Genomic DNA, 15,743 nt, shown 5'->3' on the forward strand with positions numbered 1-15,743 from the left:
TAGAACCGCCCACGCCTGACGCTCGATGGCGGGAATTCGCGACGGCTCACCCGCGCGGAGGTCGAGCACAGCAGCCCGACGAGCAGGATCCGAGCCCCGCCACCTTCACTCGCACGGACCCGCGACCGTGACGGTCGACACGAACCTCGGCGCACTGACGCACGCCAAGACCATGGGCAGCATTCCCACGCCGTGCGGACGATCAACCCTGAGCTGGTACAAGTTCTGGGACATCGCGTTCGCATCGGTCGTGGCTGAACGCTGCCCGCACTGCACGTCGATTTCGTACCTCACCGCCAGCGCCCTAGGCCGAGCTGTCAACGGCGGGGATACGGGGTCAGTTTTCAGGCGTCGTCGACACGAGCGACTGGCGTCCCGTCGCCCACGGCGCCCGTTGCCACCAGTCTAGACCATCTCTATACGATCGTATGAAACAGTAGCCGTGTGGACCACAATACTATACGTTCGTACGGTCCTGATGGTCAGCCCCGAAAGCGAAGTCAGATGAGCCTGCTGCAGAGTCGCGGACCTCGAGGTTCGTTACGGCGCCGTCCTCGGCGTGGAAAGCGTGAGCCTTGAGGTGCCGGAGGGCCGGGCAGTGGCACTCCTAGGCGCGAACGGGTCCGGGAAGACCACGACACTGCGTGCGATCGGTGGTCTTCTGCCCTACAGCAGGGGGCGCCGCACACGCGGTGTCATCGAGTTCGCTGGACGGAGCACCACCTCAATGGCGCCTGAAGCGCTCGTCAAGGCCGGCATTGCCCAAGCACTCGAGGGTCGCCGGGTCTTCGCCGATATGACCGTGTCGGAGAATCTCGCGATCGGTGCCTTCGCCGTTCGGCGCGAACGTCGATCAGCTCGACAGATCGACGAGGTTCTCGCGCTGTTCCCACGCCTGCGAGAGCGTCTGGCGCAGCAGGCCGGAACGCTCAGTGGCGGGGAGCAGCAGATGCTGGCGATCGGGCGTGCCCTGATGGCTCAACCTCGTCTGCTATTGCTGGACGAACCATCGCTGGGCTTGGCGCCTCGGGTAATCGAGGAGATCGCACAGGCGATCAACGAGATCGTGGCGTCAGGCACGTCTGTGCTTGTGGTCGACCAGAACACCGAGCTTGCCATGGCTGCCACGCAGACGGCCTACCTCGTCGAGAACGGACGAACGACCAAGCACGGACCGACTCGTCAGCTCCTCCATGACCCCTCGGTCCGAGCCGCCTACCTCGGCGCCGACGTCGAGCCCGAGGACGCACGCGAAGGCACGCGATCAGCGCACTCTGCCCCGGCAGAGGGTCAGGCGTGAACCGCACGACGGGCGACGCCGCCATCATTAGCGCCAAGGGGCTCGGGCTGGCCTTCGGCAACGTGCGCGCGCTCGAGGACGTGAACTTCACGGTCAAGCAGGGCGAAGTCTTCGCGGTGATCGGACCGAACGGCGCAGGCAAGAGCTCCTTGTTCAACGTCCTCACCTCCGTGTACCGACCCACGAGCGGTGCCGTGTCGGTCCTTGGCACAGACATGTCCCGGACACGCCCCGACAAGATCGCCTCACTGGGCATCGTCCGGAGCTTCCAGAACCTCGGTCTGTTCCCCGAGATGTCGGTGCTCGAGAACGTCCTGATCGGAGGGCACCACCGCACGACGTCAGGAATCTTCCGGAGCTCGGCGCGGAGCCCGCGATGCAGGCGCGAAGAGGGCGTGGAGCGCGGCCGCGCTCTCGCCACCCTCGAAGACCCGGCGATCTCCGACTCCGGCAGGCCGCCCCGTGGGCCAGCTCCCCGTATGGCGTGCAGAAGAGGGTCGAGCTCGCCCGGTGCCTGAACGCAGATCCGAAGGTGCTGCTCCCGGATGAGCCCGTGGCGGGCATGACGTCCGAGGACCGCGTCGAGATCACGACCCTGATCGAGGATCTCAAGGCGAAGCCGGACCTGACACTCCTCATCGTCGAGCACGACGTCGGCATGGTCATGCGAGTCGCCGACACCGTCATGGTCCTCGACTTCGGCGGCGTCGTCGCCTGTGGCGAGCCCGGGCAGATCCGAACCGACCCAGCAGTCATCAGCGCCTATCTCGGCTCACCCAAGGAAGACGTCGCATGATCGAGTTCATCCAGCTCCCGGTGCAGGGCATCTCGCTCGGTGCCTGCTATGCACTGCTCGCACTGGCCTTCGCGATCGTCTTCCGCGCCAGCCACGTGCTGAACTTCGCGCAAGGCGCAATGCTCCCTGTTCGCCGCCTATCTGGTCTCCTACTTCGCCGTCGACCGCGCGCTGCCCTTTGGACTCGCCGTCGTCGGCGCCATGGCAGTACTCATCGCCATGGGCGTGGCCTTCCACCGGGTCGTGCTGGTGCGCCTCGCAGGCGCGCCCGAGTTCATCTTCATCATGGTCACGCTCGGAGCCGGGATCGTCATCACAGCGACGGTCGAGCTGCTCTTCGGGCCGAACGGACGGCAGTTGGGCGATCCGTGGGGTTCGGACGCCCTCGCGATCGGCACGGTGACGCTGAATGAGGTCCGGCTGTGGGCGGTGGTCGTCACGGTCATCACGCTGACGGCCTACTTCGTCTTCGAACGGCGCACGACGTACGGTCTTGCCACCCGGGCTGCCGCCATGGACCAAGAGGCGGCGGCAGCAGTCGGCGTACCAGTCCGGCGCACGCAGTCCATCGCATGGGCCTTCGCCGCCTTCCTCTCCGTGCTTGGCGGCATCTTCCTCGCCGGCTATCCCAACTCCGTGCACGTGTCCCCCGGGCGATGCGGCATTACAGAGCCTTCCCCGCCGTCATCGTGGGCGGCTCGGGCAGCCCCGTCGGAGCCGTCGTGGGTGGACTGGGGATCGGCATCATCGAAGTGATGGTGGCTGGCTACGCGCCTCCATGGACCGGAGCCAATGCCAACGCCGTTGCGCCGTACGTCGCGATGATGGTCTTGCTGGTCATCCGACCGCAGGGACTCTTCGGCACTCCCGCAACGAGCAGGGTGTGATCGGCATGATCCCTGTCCCCGCAATTTTGGGTCTTCTCGCCGTCATCGGGGCGTGCGTGCTGCCGTTTCAGGCTGGTCCCGAGATCGTTACGATCGGCGTCTTCGTCCTCGTCGGGGCGGTCGGGGTGACCGGTCTCAATGTCGTCACCGGCTTTGCTGGACAGGTCTCGCTCGGCCAAGCCTTCTTCATGGCGGTCGGCGCATACTCCTTCGCCCTCCTCAGCCGCTGGTCCGACCAGAATCTGGTCTGGCTGGGAGCCGTTCCACTGGTTGCAGCGGCCTTCGGGGCAGTTGTCGGACCGATCGCGTTGCGCGTCGGCGGGCTCTACCCGGCTGTGATGACTCTGGGCCCGGTGTTCATGGGGCAGCACATCCTGTTCAACGTCGAGTCGATCTCGGGTGGAGCGCCGGGCATGGCCTTCCCGGAGCTGCTGATCGGCACTCACAGCCTGAGTGCCGACAGCCTGCAGATCGGCGGCATCGTCCTCGACCCCAACAGCACCTTCTACTACGTGGCGCTGGCTGCGCTGGGGTTGTGCACGTGGCTCACGGTCAACCTGCGGAGGAGCCGTACCGGACGAGCGATGTTCGCCGTCAAGGAGAACGCTCGGGTAGCAGCACTGTCCGGGATCCATGTGCCGCGCATCAAGATCGCGGCGTTCGCCTACTCAGCGGCACTCGGCGGCCTGAGCGGGGCGCTCTACACGGCCTACGTCGGGTACGCCCAGCCGGCGCACTGGAGCCTCGCTCTGTCGATCCAGTTCATCGCCGCCGCCATCATCGGCGGTCTGGGCTCGCGGATGGGGCCGATCCTCGGCTCGCTGGTCGTATTCGCGCTGCCGAGCCTCATCAAGTCCGTCTCCGGAGGACTCGGCTTCGGCGCGGACATCAACACGGGTGCGCTGGCCACGCTCGTCTACGGACTTCTCATCATCTGCTTCCTCGTACTCGAACCTCGCGGGCTCGCTGGGATCGTCAAGCGTCTTGAGACGTCCATGACGCCCAACGCGGCACAGATGGCGGAAGGGAATCAAGACCCCGTTGGGTCGTCGTATCACTACCGGGAGGACCGCTCATGAAAATGCCCCGCCGATCGTTGTTCGTAGGTGCCTGTATGGCCCTTGTCGCAACCTCAGCCTGCTCGACCCAAGGCGCGAAGGAAGCCCCGGCAAGTGGTCCGGGCATCGATGCAGAAGCCAAAGTCATCACCGTCGGCAACATCACTGCCCTGAGCGGCCCCGCCGCCGCTCTCGGGGCACCGCTGTCGAACGGTCTCGAGACCTTCTGGGCCGGCGTCAACGAACGCGGGGGCATCGATGGTTGGACGGTCAAGGTGCAGACCGAGGACAGCGGCTATGAACCCCAGCGACACGTCGAGATCTTCAACGGCCTCAAGTCGGACGTCGCCATGCTCACCTCCATGGGGTCACCGACCACCAAGGCCATCCAACCCCTGCTCGACCGCGAGCAGCTGGTGACGACCCCACAGTCCTTCGACTCCTTGTGGGGCACGGATCTCGTCCTCGCACCGAGCGGCACGCCGTACAGCTTCGACATCGCCAACGCGCTCGACCACGTCACCGACGCGGGCGCCAAAGAGGTCAGCGTCGGCATCATCTACCAGAACGACGAGGTCGGAGCCGACGCGATGCGCGGATTCGATGAAGCTGAGAAGACATACGGCTTCGAGGTAGCCGGCAAGGAGCCGTTCAAGGCGGGAGACGCCGATTTCACGGCCCAAATCCAGAACTTGAAGTCGGCCGACGCCGATGTCGTCATCGTGGTTGGACTGCCCAGCAGCACCGGCCCGATCGTCGGAACCTCAGCGAGCCCGGGTTACAAGCCACAGTGGGTCCTTTTCGGGCCAGCCTTCGTCGAACAGCTAATGACCGATGACGGCACCCGGGAAGGCACGCCCACCCCGGTCGCAGCGGCACTCGAGGGCGCGTTGTACACCGGTTTCACGGGCCCGTGGGGAGACGAGTCCGCGAGCGCCATGGCGCAGATGATCGAGGACCAGACGAAGTTCGCGCCGAAGCAGCCGCCGAGCGTCTACTTCACGCTGGGCTACGCCCAAGGCCTGATCCAGAAGGCCATCCCGGAGAAGGCGATCGCCTCCGGCGACACCTCACGCGAGGGCATCTACGCAGCCAAGATCGCGCTGGGTGAGGTCGACATGGGAGGCCTCCAGTCGAACGTCACCTACACCGGAGAACAGGCTCCCCCTCGAGATCAAGCGACATCCAAGTCATCGACTCGTCGCAACCCGGATTCGTGCGCTCCATCGAGCACGCCCTCCTCGGCGAAGCAGCCGAGTCACTCGAGCTGCCGAATAGCTGATCACTCCAAGATCATCAAGCGGGAGTCGGTTCCATTACCGACTCCCGCTTAGCCCCGGTGATTCATGACGGCAGTGACGACGTCGCCGCGGTCTGAGGTGAGCCGGTGGTCGTCTGCGGGTACGACGCTGAGCCGGCTGGCGCGGCCGGGCTGCGGGTCTCCGGGTCGTGATCTCGTGGCGGACGGGCGGGTCAGGCTGGTGGTGGAATCGCTGCGATGTTCGCGAAGATCGCGACGATCACGGTCGCCCACGGCCGGGACTTGGGAACCCGGAGCCGTCTTCGGCGGGCGCCGTGGGTGAGTCGGGCCGGGACGTGGAGGAAGCGGTAGCGCAACGCTTTGGGTTCACAGCCTGCGAGGATCTCGGCGTCGCCGACAAGGGCGAGCATGCGGGTCCACGCGACGAGGTCGGCGGCGATCATCACCGCGGTCAGCCGGGCCCGGTTGATCTTGAACTCCCTCGACGGGAACCGCCCCGGGCCGGTGTCCTTGGCGTGCCGGATCCGGTCCTCGACTCGAGCGTGAGCACGATGCCGGGCTTCGAGGAACGCCAGCTGCACGCCGGGCTGGACGGGGGTGTTGGTGGCGATCGTCTGGTAGCGCCAGCCGTCACGCTCTTCGAACAACGAGAGTTGGGCGCCGGGGTGGGGGCGTTCGCGGCGCACGATGATCCGCATCCCCGCGGGCCAACTGGACAGGTCGAGCAGCCCGGTCAGTTCCGCGACGTCGCCGCCCTCACGGACGCCGCCGTCGGCATCGGACGCGGCCGTCCAGACGTCCTTGGGGACGAGCTTGATGGCGTCGCGGATCTTCTCGGTGACCGCGAACCCCACGGAGTACTCAACCCGGCGGCCACGGATCTTGCCTTGTTCGGTCAGCCAGTCCGGGAGCTTGTGGGAGGAACCTGCACCGTCGGCGCGGATCAGCAGGTCTTTGCGATACGCGACCGGGATCTGGGCGATCGCGTCGGTGAGGACCGTGATGTGGTCGGCGGCGGTGTTCGAAACCGGCCTTCCCGGTCCGCAGTTGCGCGGCCGGGAACTCTTGGCTGTTGTCGCACCACACGCCGAGCGGGTGGAAGCCGAAGGTCTTCTTGAACGTGGGCGAAGCGTTCTCTTTCTCGGAGTGTGCGACCACGATGGTGGCGTCGATGTCGAGCACGACCGTCGCGCCGAGGTCGGTCCCGGCAACTCGGGACGCGGGCAACCCGCCGGGCAGCTGTGCCCAAACGTGGCGCCGGGCGCGGGCACGCGCGGTGGCGATCTTCTTCAACCGGCCCGGCGTGACCTCGTCCGGGGTCCGCCACACCGTCGGGGGCGACGCGACCGGGCCGAGAACTGGAGCCCGGTGGCGCAGCACGTCGATATCAGCGATCGCCTCACCACCATCGGCAAGCATCACCGCGACATCGACCGGGACCCGACCGCGGTCGTGGACCGGGGAGAACGAGCGCCGCACCATCGCCTTCGACAACTCGGTCGTGAGGCCGGTCCGATCGGCCAGAAGACGGAGCCCGACACTGCCCGCGTGAGCCACCACGCCGACACCATCGGCAGATACGGACAAGCCAGCAGACCACGAAGTACGCTTCACCTACGGAGTGCCTTCCACGTTGGAGATCTTGAGTCGTCGTAAACCCAAGTTTCCCCTGCTGGGTAGGCACTTCCGTGTTTCTACGCGCCGATCAGGCCGCTGCCTCGTGAACGATCCGGGTTAGCATCGTCCATCACGGTGCCCCCAATAGCGCCCCTCGAGCTCGGTGGCGATCCGTGCACGTAGCCGCTGAAACTGCGGGCAGCGAAGTCCGACGACGACGGAGGGCGCATGGCCGCGTACCGGCGCTGGGCTGTCGGCAACGCTCGAAAATGGGGCCGATCCGACGCTCGAAAACGAGGCCACCGGTTCGTCGGTTTCTAGTCTGCCGTGTCTTGGGTTCTGATGCTGGGCAGTGTGTCGATTCCGCGGTTGCGTAGGCCGGGTGACCCACTCGGTCGCGGTGGCGAACAGGACCCGGTGACCGTGGTGCGCGGCAGCGATGCCCGTGCCGGTGGCCGGGTGGGTCTTGCCAGTGCCCGGCGGCCCCAACAAGACGACGTTGCGGGCTTCGGTGAGGAACCCACCCGATGCCGGGGATGCGATCTGCTGACGCACCGCGGGCTGGGCGTCCCAGTCGAACTCCTCGATCGTCTTGCGTGCACCGAACCCGGCCGCGCGGATCCGCAACTGGGCGCCTGATGCGTTCCGGGCGGCGACCTCACGATCGAGGACGGCGGCGAGGTACTCCTCGTGCGTCCAGCCGGCATCACGGGCATGGTCAGCCAGTCGGCCTGCTGCTTCGGTGATCCGGGGCGCCTTCAACGCCGACGCTAGGTAGGTCAGCTGCTTGAGGGCCTCTGTCGCATCACTCTTCGCCTTGGTCGCCATCAGGCCACCTCCTCACTATCGGTCAGGTCGCCGTCGATGAGCCCGAAGGCGCGGTCGTAGTCGGCGAGGTCCCGCACCAACCCGGCGTCTGGATCAGACGCCCGTCGGGGTAGCTGGAACTGCTCGCGCAGGACCTTCGCGGCCGCGACGTGCGCGGGGTCGGTGGTGATGTGAAGTCGCGGCCGGGCATGAAGGAAGTCTCGAAGAACCCGTTGCGGCGCTCCACGATGCCCTTCGATTCGGGGTCGTACGGCTTCAGCCGCTGCAGTGTGGTGGCCGGGGTGCCGGCGAACGCACCCACCCCTTCGGCATGCCGCTTGCCGCGGCCGATGCCCGACTCGTTGTCCCAGATCAACCGGCGCGGGACCCGGCCGAGCTCCTGCAGCAGCTGCCACATCCCGAGCAGCAGATCAGCGGTGTGCCCGGTCGGGATCATCCGCCCGACCATGAACCGGGAGTGCGCCGCGGTGATCACCATGACCGGCAACAACGTCTTGCTGCCGTCCTCGAGCGGGATCTTCCTCGGCGGGAACCACAGATCACACTGCGCCGCATCACCCGGCAGCCAGATCAGCCGATCCGAGGGATCGACCGGCCAATGATCAGGCCGCAACTGCCGGACGTGGTCGCGGAACCACGTGATCGACCCGGTCCAGCCGACCCGCTCGGCGATCACCGTCGCCGGCATGTCCGGCGTCTTGACCAGCAACTGCCGCACCGCCGGTTCTGAACGGCGTGAACGATGTCGGCACCTCCGGCCGCTCGTACTTCGGCGGCCCGTCCGAGGCCACCGCTCGCGCGACCGTCGACCGCCCAACACCCAGATCCCGTGCAACCTGACGCTGCGGAACACCGTCCGCCACCAGCCGCCGGATCAAAGCCCAATCCTCCATAGAGATCACCCATCCAATCTGTCTGGGTGGCCTCGTTTTCGACCGTCGCTATGGCCTCGTTTTCAAGCGTCGCCGACATGAGCGCTCCCGGACGGCGCATTCGCGCGTGGCTGGTCAAGACCACGGTGCTGTCTGCCCTCTGGTCACGGTGGGTCGATCCGCGGTTAGGTTCGAGGGTTGAGCCGCAACCGGTTCCCTTCGGGGTCTGACAGTTCCTGAGTTTGCTCGACGTCCGCTGCCACTTGGACGACCCAGCAGGAAGACTTGGAAAGTTCGTAATAGACCCGCGCGAGCGGACGACCGAACACGCCCCTCATAGAATCGCCTGCTCCTCACGGGGTCCGTCGTCTGCAGGATCCAGCCGCTGATTCGTCCTACCCCGGGGGCGGTCGTGGTGCCGGGGTCGACCACGGACTCGAACAACCCAACAAGCGCGCCCTCGGGGGTCCCTGATCCACATGAAGCGGCCGTCGGGTACGACGGTGACGCAACTGAGCGCGCTAGCCCCTGCGTTGATTGCGCGAGCGCAGGTCGTTTCCAGATCCTCGACGCCGATGTAGATCCGCCAGCCACGGTCTGGCCTCGGCGTGACCGGGCCACCGAAGCCGGCGACCTTCAACCCGTCTGAGTAGGACCGCCGGTAGCCCGAATCTGCAGGGTTCAGGTCGTAGGTCCAGCCGAGCTGGGTGGCATAGAAGTCGAGGACCTCCGTCGTCGGCGAACCCCCAAGTTCCAGCCAGCACGGCGCGCACGTCCGGATCAGCCATGGATCCGCTCACAATCCGAATGATGCCCGGGCGGTTCGCCTGCACCGTGCGCCTCGATCCCGACCGTGGGGCGCGTATCCACCAGACCAGATACCTCGATGAGGATGGCGCCATGGAAGTCGCCGGTGAAGAACTCCGCGAGAGCGCGGCCACCTCAGATCCGCCGAGAATCTCGCACCCCATCAAGTCACTCACCAGAGACAACTCACCGGACGCCGAACCTCACCACATCCCTCGCACCTCATGCACTGTCGGACTCGGTTGCCCGGGAGGTGTCCGGAACGGGCCCACCCCCGTTGCCTATCCGCGACGTGATGGGTGTGCACAAGCTGACCGCGGGCGACGGGTATACATACCTGACCCGTCAGGTCGCCGTGCACGATGCGACGGACCGGGGCCACCGGGGGCTGGCCGATTACTACGCCGAGAAGGGCGAGTCGCCGGGCCGCTGGTGGGGCGCCGGGCTCGCCGCCCCGGACGTGGAGGTCGGTAGCGAGGTCACCGAGCGGCAGATGCGGAACCTGTTCGGCGAGGGCCGTCACCCCGAGGCAGAGCGACTGGAGAACGCCGCCCCGGACGCAGGCAAGAGCGTCAAGCAGGCGAAGAGGGCCACCCAGCTCGGTCGCGTGTTCGCGATCTACCGGGGCAACCAGCCCGAGTTCATCCGGGAGACCGCCAAGCGCTATATCGCCCACAACCTGCGGCACGGCCACCATTGGAGGACCCCCGTTCCGGCCGAGGTGCGGGCCACGATCCGCACCGACACGGGCAACGAGATGTTCGCCCGCGACCACGGTCGGGCCCCGCTCGATGACCGCGAGCGCGGCTCGTTCATGGCCAAGGCAACCCGTCAGCAGACCACTGCGGTGGCCGGCTACGACCTCACCTTCACCCCGGTCAAGTCCGTCTCAACGCTCTGGGCACTGGCCGATCGCGACGTCGCCAAGCAGATCGAGGACGCCCACCACTCGGCCGTCGAAGCCACACTGACGTGGCTGGAGAACGAAGCCCTGTTCACCCGCCGCGGACGCGGCGGCATCCAACAAGTCAAGGCCAAGGGCCTCATCGCGGGCATGTTCACCCACCGTGACGCCCGCTCCTCCGACCCGCACCTGCACACGCACGTCGCGATCAGCAACAAGGTCCAAGACACCGACGGGCGCTGGCTCGCGGTCGACGGACGGGTCATCTACAAGGCCAACGTCACCCTCTCGGAGATGTACAACACCCTCCCGGAGTCCGAGCTCATCGCGCATCTCGGGGTGAAGTTCGAGAACCGGCGCCGCGGCATAAACAAGGGCGACAAGCGTCCCGTGCGCGAGATCGTCGGTGTCGATGAGCGTCTGGCCCAGACTGGGTCCAAGCGGCACCGCGCCATCGAGGCCCGGCGCCGCGATCTGGCGGCCGCCTTCCGGGCCGAGCACGGCCGACCACCGACCGAAGGTGAGGCCGTCACCCTCGCGGAGAAGGCCCGGGACCAGACCCGCCAGGCCAAGCACGCACCCCGCGCCGAGGTCGACCAGCGGGCCGCTTGGCTGGAGGAGGCCACCGCGATCATCGGCAGCGAGCAGGCCGTCCGGAACATGGTCGAGGACTGCTTCGGGCACCATCCGGACGCCCAGAATGTCACCGACGAGTGGGTCGCCGAGACCGCCCGAGATGTCGTCGAGCGGGTCGCCGAGGACCGGGCGACGTGGCAGGTCTGGCACCTCCGCGCCGAGGCGCAACGCCAAGCCCGCACCCACGGCGTCCGACTGGCTGACTTCGACGCAGCCGTCGACCGGGTCGTGGCCATCGCGATCGGCGACCACTCCATCGCGTTCGACGACCCCGACCCGCTCAGCCACGCCACCACCGCGGCAGAGCGGGGCGTGACGATCCCCGCTCCCCTACAGCGCACCGAGACCGGGGCCGAAGGCGAGGAGATCGTCAGCGTCTACTGCCTCGCCGGAGCCCGCCAGTACACCTCCCAAGCCGTCATCGACGCCGAAAGACGCATTATCGAGTCCGCCCGCCACACGGGAGGCCGCACCATCAGCGCGGTCCGTGTCGGTATCGCGATCGCCGAGGCCTCCGCCAACGAACTCCACCTCAACGCCGCCCAGCAGTCCCTAGTCCGCGAGATGGCCACCAGCGGCCGCGCCGTCCAGCTCGCCCTCGCGCCCCGCCGGAACCGGCAAGACCACCGCCATGCAGGTACTCACCCGCGCCTCGGCAGGACTCCGGCGGCACCGTCATCGGGCTCGCGCCGTCCGCCGTCGCAGCGCAAGAACTCGGGGCCTCCATCAACCCCGAGAACAGCGCCGGCGCCGGAGCGACAGCCAAAAACTTGGGCATGGCCCTGCTCCGCGGACCTTGGCGCCCGGGGCGAAAGCAGGTCCGCACCGACACCCCGGCCAAGCTCGTGTGGCACGCCCAGAACGGCAACCCACCCGCGTGGATGGAAAAGATCAACCCCACGACCCTCGTCCTCATCGACGAGGCAGGCATGGCCGCCACCACCGATCTCGCCGCCGCGATCGACTACATCACCTCCCGCGGCGCCCAAGTACGGCTGATCGGTGACGACCGACAGCTCGCGTCCGTCGCTGCCGGGGGCGTGCTTCGCGACATCGCCCACCAGATCGGCGCCGTCACCCTCAGCGAGGTGCACCGCTTCCGCAACCGTGATGGCAGCATCAACCGCGCAGAAGCAGCCGCCACCCTCGCCCTCCGCGAAGGCGACGCGTCCGCGATCGCGTTCTACGCCGACCGGGGCCGCATCCACGTCGGCGACCTCGGCGCCTGCGCCGACCGGGCCTACGCCGCCCGGGCAGCCGATGTGGCAGCCGACCGCGCCAGTAGCGATAGCGACTCAATCCTGATCGCACCCACCCGCGACCTCGTCGCCGAACTCAACACCCGGGCCCGCAACGACCGCATCGCCGGCCTCGACGAGAAGCAGATTGGGCGCGCAACTACGCTGGCCGACGGCACGAGGGGTCTCCGCAGGTGACCGGATCATCACCCGCGAGAACGACCGCCGCCTACGCATCAGCCGCACCAACTGGGTCAAGAACGGCGATCGGTGGCAGGTCAGATCCGTCAACGTCGACGGCTCCCTGTCCGTGGTCCACGACCAGCTCGGCAAGACCCTCACCTTGCCCGCCGACTACGTCGCCAAGACGGTCCAGCTCGGCTACGCCACCACCGTCCACGGCGCCCGGGGCATCACCGCAGGCACCTGTCACGTCGTCCTCACCGGTGACGAGGACCGTAACCTGCTCTACGTCGCGCTCTCCCGCGGCAAGTTCGCCAACCACCTCTATCTCAACGTCGCCTCCGACGGCGACCCGCACAACCTGATCCGGCCCGAGGCGCTCATCCCGCCGACTGCGCTCGATCGGATCGCCGACATGCTGCGCCGCGAGGGCTCGCCGGTCTCGGCGACCACCACGTTGCGCGAGCAGACCAACCCGCACCGGCTGCTCGGCGACGTGGCCGCCCGCTATCACGACGCCGTCACGGCTGGGGCCGAGCACGTCATCGGCCCCGTCGGTATGGACAAGATCGACGCGCACGCCGAAGCACTCCTAACCGGTCTGACAGCCGCGCCCGCGTGGCCGACGCTGCGCTCCCACCTCGCGCTCGTCGCCCCGGATGAGTACAGCCCCTTGAAGATGCTCACCGCGGCCGTAGGTGTCGGTTCGCTGGCCGACGCACGCGACCCCGCCGCGGTCCTCGATGCCCGTATCGACGACCTCCTTGATGAAGGGAGCGCAGGGATCACCCCTGCCCCGCTGCACGGGTCGAACACTCCCCCGCCGGGCGGCCCGCTGCCCCGGCTGCCCGGCATCCCCGCCCGGTTGGCCGAGGCCCACGACTGGGGTCCGTTCGCGGCCACCTACCACGGGCTCGTGCGTGAGCAGGTCGACGCCGTCCGCGAGCAGGCTCGGGGGTGGACCGGAGCCACCGCACCGGTATGGGCACAACCCTTCCTCGAGGACCGGGACAAGATCACCGGCGCCGATCTCTTGTGTGATCTCGCTGTGTGGCGGGCGGTCGCCGGGACCGACGACACCGACTTGCGCCCCACTGGCGATCGCACCATCGGCGCGCCCGGCGCCCACCAGACCAAGCTGAACCGAGCCGTCCGCAACGCACGTCCCGCCTACCCCTTCTCCCAACGCACTGGTACCGGGCGCTGCCCGAGACCGTCCGCACCGACCCGTGGATCACCCCGTTGTGCCAACGACTGGCCCGCCTCGAGCGCGCCGGGCTGCCAGTGACCGACTACATCAAGCAAGCACTCGCCACCGACCCCTCCCTCCCGCCCAGCCATACCGACACGAACCCCGGCACCGCCTCCACCACAGTCACCGCCGCGCGGCCTGCTGCCCGACGAGCAGCAGGCCGCGGCACTGTGGTGGCGCCTCGTTCCGCACCCGGGGCCAGCAGCACTCGGCGCCGACGAGCAATCGGCGAACCTGCTGCAGCCCACCTGCGCACCGGACTGGCCGAGCTCGTCGGCACCACAAAGGCCGACTACCTCCAAACGGCGCCAGCTCGGCCCGCCCTCGTCGCGGCCGTCGACGCAGGCAGCGAACACCACGGCTGGAGCCCCAAGGACATCCTCTCCAGCGCACTCGTCGGCATCCCCCGGGACGGGTCGCTCACAGGCATCGAGGTCGCCGACGCACTCGTGCTGCGCATCGCCCTGCTCACCGCCCAAGCCACGTCGTACGGCGACGTCGACACTCCCCGCACCCGGGTCTGCTTCCGCCCGACGACGCCGACGACTTCATGAACGCGTTCTACCGCGACCACGCCGACGTGCCCATCGCCCACTCTCCCACCGCGGCCGAGTACGCCGACCTCAACACTGCGCTGGCCGATCAGGAGCCGCCCATGAACGAGCACGGCCCGGCCTCGTACGACGACGTGGCGGCCGCCGACCACCTATACGTCGAGGACCCGTACGCGCCACTGCTCTGGCAGCAGATAGTCGAGGTCACTGCCGAGAATGCCTTCACCGATCCCAACCAGATACCAGCCGAACGGATCCACGAGCTCAACCAGCAGGCCTTGGCCTACTTCGAGTCCTGCTACCCGCGGTCCCGGGCGCCGGGCTACCTGCGCGAACGCACGGGAACCGACCTCGCCGACCACCCCCACTACTCAGCCGGCTACGCGCCCGGCGGTGGCCACAGCCTGATCCGCCACCTCACCGACCGGGGCGCCACCCATGTCGAGCTCGAACAGGCCGGCCTCGTCTCGGCGCGGGAACGTAACGACGGCACGAAGCACTTCCGCGACTTCTTCCGCGACCGGCTCATCATGCCCATCCGCGACCCGCACGACCCCGCCGGAGAGACGATCCTCGGCTTCCTCGGGCGTCGCAACCCGACCAAGACCGACAACGACTACGCAGGACCGAAATACCTCAACACTCGCACCACGCCCGTCTTCACCAAGGGCGCGGCACTGTTCAGGTATGCCGAAGCCCGCGACCTCCTCGCGGACGGCGCCCTCCCGGTCATCGTCGAAGGCCCCATGGACGCCCCGGCCATCACCCCGGGCAGCCATGGCACCGCAATCGGGATCGCCCCGATGGGAACCTCGCTCACCGTCAACCAGATCAAGCTGCTGCGCGGCACGGTCGACACCGTGGACGGTCGCGACCGCCTCGCCGTCGTCACGGACTCCGACCCCGCCGGTTGGACAGCGGCACAGAAGGCCTTCTGGCACCTGACCGCCGCCGATCTCGACCCCACCCACCTCGAACTGCCCGAGGGACTGGACCCAGCCGACCTGTTCGAGACCCGGGGCGCCGACGCCATCACCGCAGCGATCGAGACCCGAGTCCCCCTCGGCGACGCGATGATCGACCATTTGCTCCGCACCTCTGGCCCCCGGTCCGACACCGACGTGCGGCAAGAGCTCATCGATCAGATCGCGCGAGTCCTCGGTGTCCGCGGGCCGGAGGTCTGGCTCGAGGCCACCGCACGACTAGGCAACCTGCTCCACCTCGCATCCGGCATCCTCGAACACCAGACCGTCACCGAGAGCATGGCGCGTGACCGCAACCGCGCGGCCTACGCCGAAGCGCGCATCGACGACATCAACGACGAAGCCCGCAAGCAGACAACCAAGCGCGCTCCCCAATCCAGACGCCGGGCCACCGAGCAACGGCTCGGTGCCAGCAGCGCGGCCACCACTCGTCCCGAGCAAGGTGTCCGGCCGTCTGCAGGACCCGACATGGCCGGGCCATCACTCTGACGAAGGACGTTCAGATCCCTTCCAGCGCACCCCCGGGCTCCGCTCCGAGTCCCGGGCGATCTGGTGCGAAGCTTCGTC

At 67.7% G+C, this 15,743-nt stretch carries 14 protein-coding genes and 2 pseudogenes; 12 read left to right on the forward strand and 4 right to left on the reverse strand.

Features of this window, described 5'->3' with window-relative positions; genetic code table 11:
- Positions 1 to 568 precede the first annotated feature (568 nt).
- The 7 genes from LP418_RS29305 (at position 569) to LP418_RS29335 (ending at position 5,375) form a co-directional block, all read left to right on the forward strand.
- Positions 569 to 1,300: an ABC transporter ATP-binding protein gene (locus tag LP418_RS29305; protein ID WP_257954700.1), complete on the forward strand. Its 732-nt coding sequence runs from the start codon at positions 569 to 571 to the stop codon at positions 1,298 to 1,300.
- Positions 1,297 to 1,818, forward strand: coding sequence for an ATP-binding cassette domain-containing protein (locus LP418_RS29310; RefSeq protein WP_257954701.1), 522 nt, complete (start codon positions 1,297 to 1,299; stop codon positions 1,816 to 1,818). Before LP418_RS29305 ends, LP418_RS29310 begins: the two co-directional genes overlap by 4 nt.
- Positions 1,819 to 1,862: 44 nt before the next feature.
- Positions 1,863 to 2,096: a hypothetical protein gene (locus LP418_RS29315; RefSeq protein ID WP_257957238.1), complete on the forward strand. Its 234-nt coding sequence runs from the start codon at positions 1,863 to 1,865 to the stop codon at positions 2,094 to 2,096.
- Positions 2,097 to 2,237: 141 nt separating this feature from the next.
- Positions 2,238 to 2,852, forward strand: coding sequence for a branched-chain amino acid ABC transporter permease (locus tag LP418_RS29320; RefSeq protein WP_257957239.1), 615 nt, complete (start codon positions 2,238 to 2,240; stop codon positions 2,850 to 2,852).
- Entirely contained in the window at positions 2,852 to 2,983 is a 132-nt protein-coding gene (locus LP418_RS29325; protein ID WP_257954702.1) for a hypothetical protein, read from the forward strand. The genes LP418_RS29320 and LP418_RS29325 overlap by 1 nt, the downstream gene beginning before the upstream one ends.
- A gap of 5 nt (positions 2,984 to 2,988) precedes the next feature.
- On the forward strand, positions 2,989 to 4,062 hold the full coding sequence (locus tag LP418_RS29330; protein WP_257957240.1) for a branched-chain amino acid ABC transporter permease: 1,074 nt from the start codon (positions 2,989 to 2,991) through the stop codon (positions 4,060 to 4,062).
- A 35-nt stretch (positions 4,063 to 4,097) separates the two neighbouring features.
- Complete coding sequence (locus tag LP418_RS29335) at positions 4,098 to 5,375, forward strand: ABC transporter substrate-binding protein (protein WP_257954703.1); 1,278 nt, start codon at positions 4,098 to 4,100, stop codon at positions 5,373 to 5,375.
- Positions 5,376 to 5,514: 139 nt separating this feature from the next.
- On the opposite strand, the pseudogene LP418_RS29340 reads toward LP418_RS29335, so the two are convergent.
- The 4 genes and pseudogenes from LP418_RS29340 to LP418_RS29355 form a co-directional block, all read right to left on the reverse strand.
- Positions 5,515 to 6,916 (reverse strand): annotated as a pseudogene (locus LP418_RS29340) (IS1380 family transposase).
- Between the two features lie 120 nt (positions 6,917 to 7,036).
- The gene (locus tag LP418_RS29345; protein ID WP_257954704.1) at positions 7,037 to 7,747 is read right to left on the reverse strand and encodes an ATP-binding protein; all 711 of its coding nucleotides are present in this window, start codon (positions 7,745 to 7,747) and stop codon (positions 7,037 to 7,039) included.
- 22 nt (positions 7,748 to 7,769) lie between these two features.
- Entirely contained in the window at positions 7,770 to 8,456 is a 687-nt protein-coding gene (locus LP418_RS29350) for a hypothetical protein (RefSeq protein ID WP_257957294.1), read from the reverse strand.
- Positions 8,350 to 8,640, reverse strand: a complete 291-nt coding sequence (locus tag LP418_RS29355; protein ID WP_257954705.1) for a helix-turn-helix domain-containing protein — start codon at positions 8,638 to 8,640, stop codon at positions 8,350 to 8,352. The genes LP418_RS29350 and LP418_RS29355 overlap by 107 nt, the downstream gene beginning before the upstream one ends.
- A gap of 1,081 nt (positions 8,641 to 9,721) precedes the next feature.
- On the opposite strand from LP418_RS29355, the pseudogene mobF reads away from it, so the two are divergent.
- The 5 genes and pseudogenes from mobF to LP418_RS29380 form a co-directional block, all read left to right on the forward strand.
- A pseudogene (mobF, locus tag LP418_RS29360) lies at positions 9,722 to 10,900 on the forward strand (MobF family relaxase); the annotation flags it as partial.
- Positions 10,901 to 11,643: 743 nt separating this feature from the next.
- Positions 11,644 to 12,402, forward strand: a complete 759-nt coding sequence (locus LP418_RS29365) for an AAA family ATPase (RefSeq protein ID WP_257957241.1) — start codon at positions 11,644 to 11,646, stop codon at positions 12,400 to 12,402.
- Entirely contained in the window at positions 12,353 to 13,675 is a 1,323-nt protein-coding gene (locus LP418_RS29370; protein WP_257954706.1) for a hypothetical protein, read from the forward strand. The genes LP418_RS29365 and LP418_RS29370 overlap by 50 nt, the downstream gene beginning before the upstream one ends.
- The gene (locus LP418_RS29375; protein ID WP_257954707.1) at positions 13,672 to 14,193 is read left to right on the forward strand and encodes a hypothetical protein; all 522 of its coding nucleotides are present in this window, start codon (positions 13,672 to 13,674) and stop codon (positions 14,191 to 14,193) included. Before LP418_RS29370 ends, LP418_RS29375 begins: the two co-directional genes overlap by 4 nt.
- Entirely contained in the window at positions 14,190 to 15,665 is a 1,476-nt protein-coding gene (locus tag LP418_RS29380; protein WP_257954708.1) for a toprim domain-containing protein, read from the forward strand. The genes LP418_RS29375 and LP418_RS29380 overlap by 4 nt, the downstream gene beginning before the upstream one ends.
- Positions 15,666 to 15,743: the final 78 nt, after the last annotated feature.

It is taken from the genome of Nocardioides sp. B-3 (genome assembly GCF_024703895.1).
In the GTDB taxonomy this organism is placed as follows: domain Bacteria; phylum Actinomycetota; class Actinomycetes; order Propionibacteriales; family Nocardioidaceae; genus Nocardioides.

Excerpts from the sequence above, each read along its gene's own strand:
- LP418_RS29325 (WP_257954702.1), top strand. The coding sequence starts at position 2,852 with ATGGTGGCTGGCTACGCGCCTCCATGGACCGGAGCCAATGCCAACGCC.
- LP418_RS29315 (WP_257957238.1), top strand. The coding sequence starts at position 1,863 with ATGACGTCCGAGGACCGCGTCGAGATCACGACCCTGATCGAGGATCTC.
- LP418_RS29330 (WP_257957240.1), top strand. The coding sequence starts at position 2,989 with ATGATCCCTGTCCCCGCAATTTTGGGTCTTCTCGCCGTCATCGGGGCG.
- LP418_RS29345 (WP_257954704.1), bottom strand. The coding sequence starts at position 7,747 with ATGGCGACCAAGGCGAAGAGTGATGCGACAGAGGCCCTCAAGCAGCTG.
- LP418_RS29335 (WP_257954703.1), top strand. The coding sequence starts at position 4,098 with ATGGCCCTTGTCGCAACCTCAGCCTGCTCGACCCAAGGCGCGAAGGAA.
- LP418_RS29355 (WP_257954705.1), bottom strand. The coding sequence starts at position 8,640 with ATGGAGGATTGGGCTTTGATCCGGCGGCTGGTGGCGGACGGTGTTCCG.
- LP418_RS29380 (WP_257954708.1), top strand. The coding sequence starts at position 14,190 with ATGAACGCGTTCTACCGCGACCACGCCGACGTGCCCATCGCCCACTCT.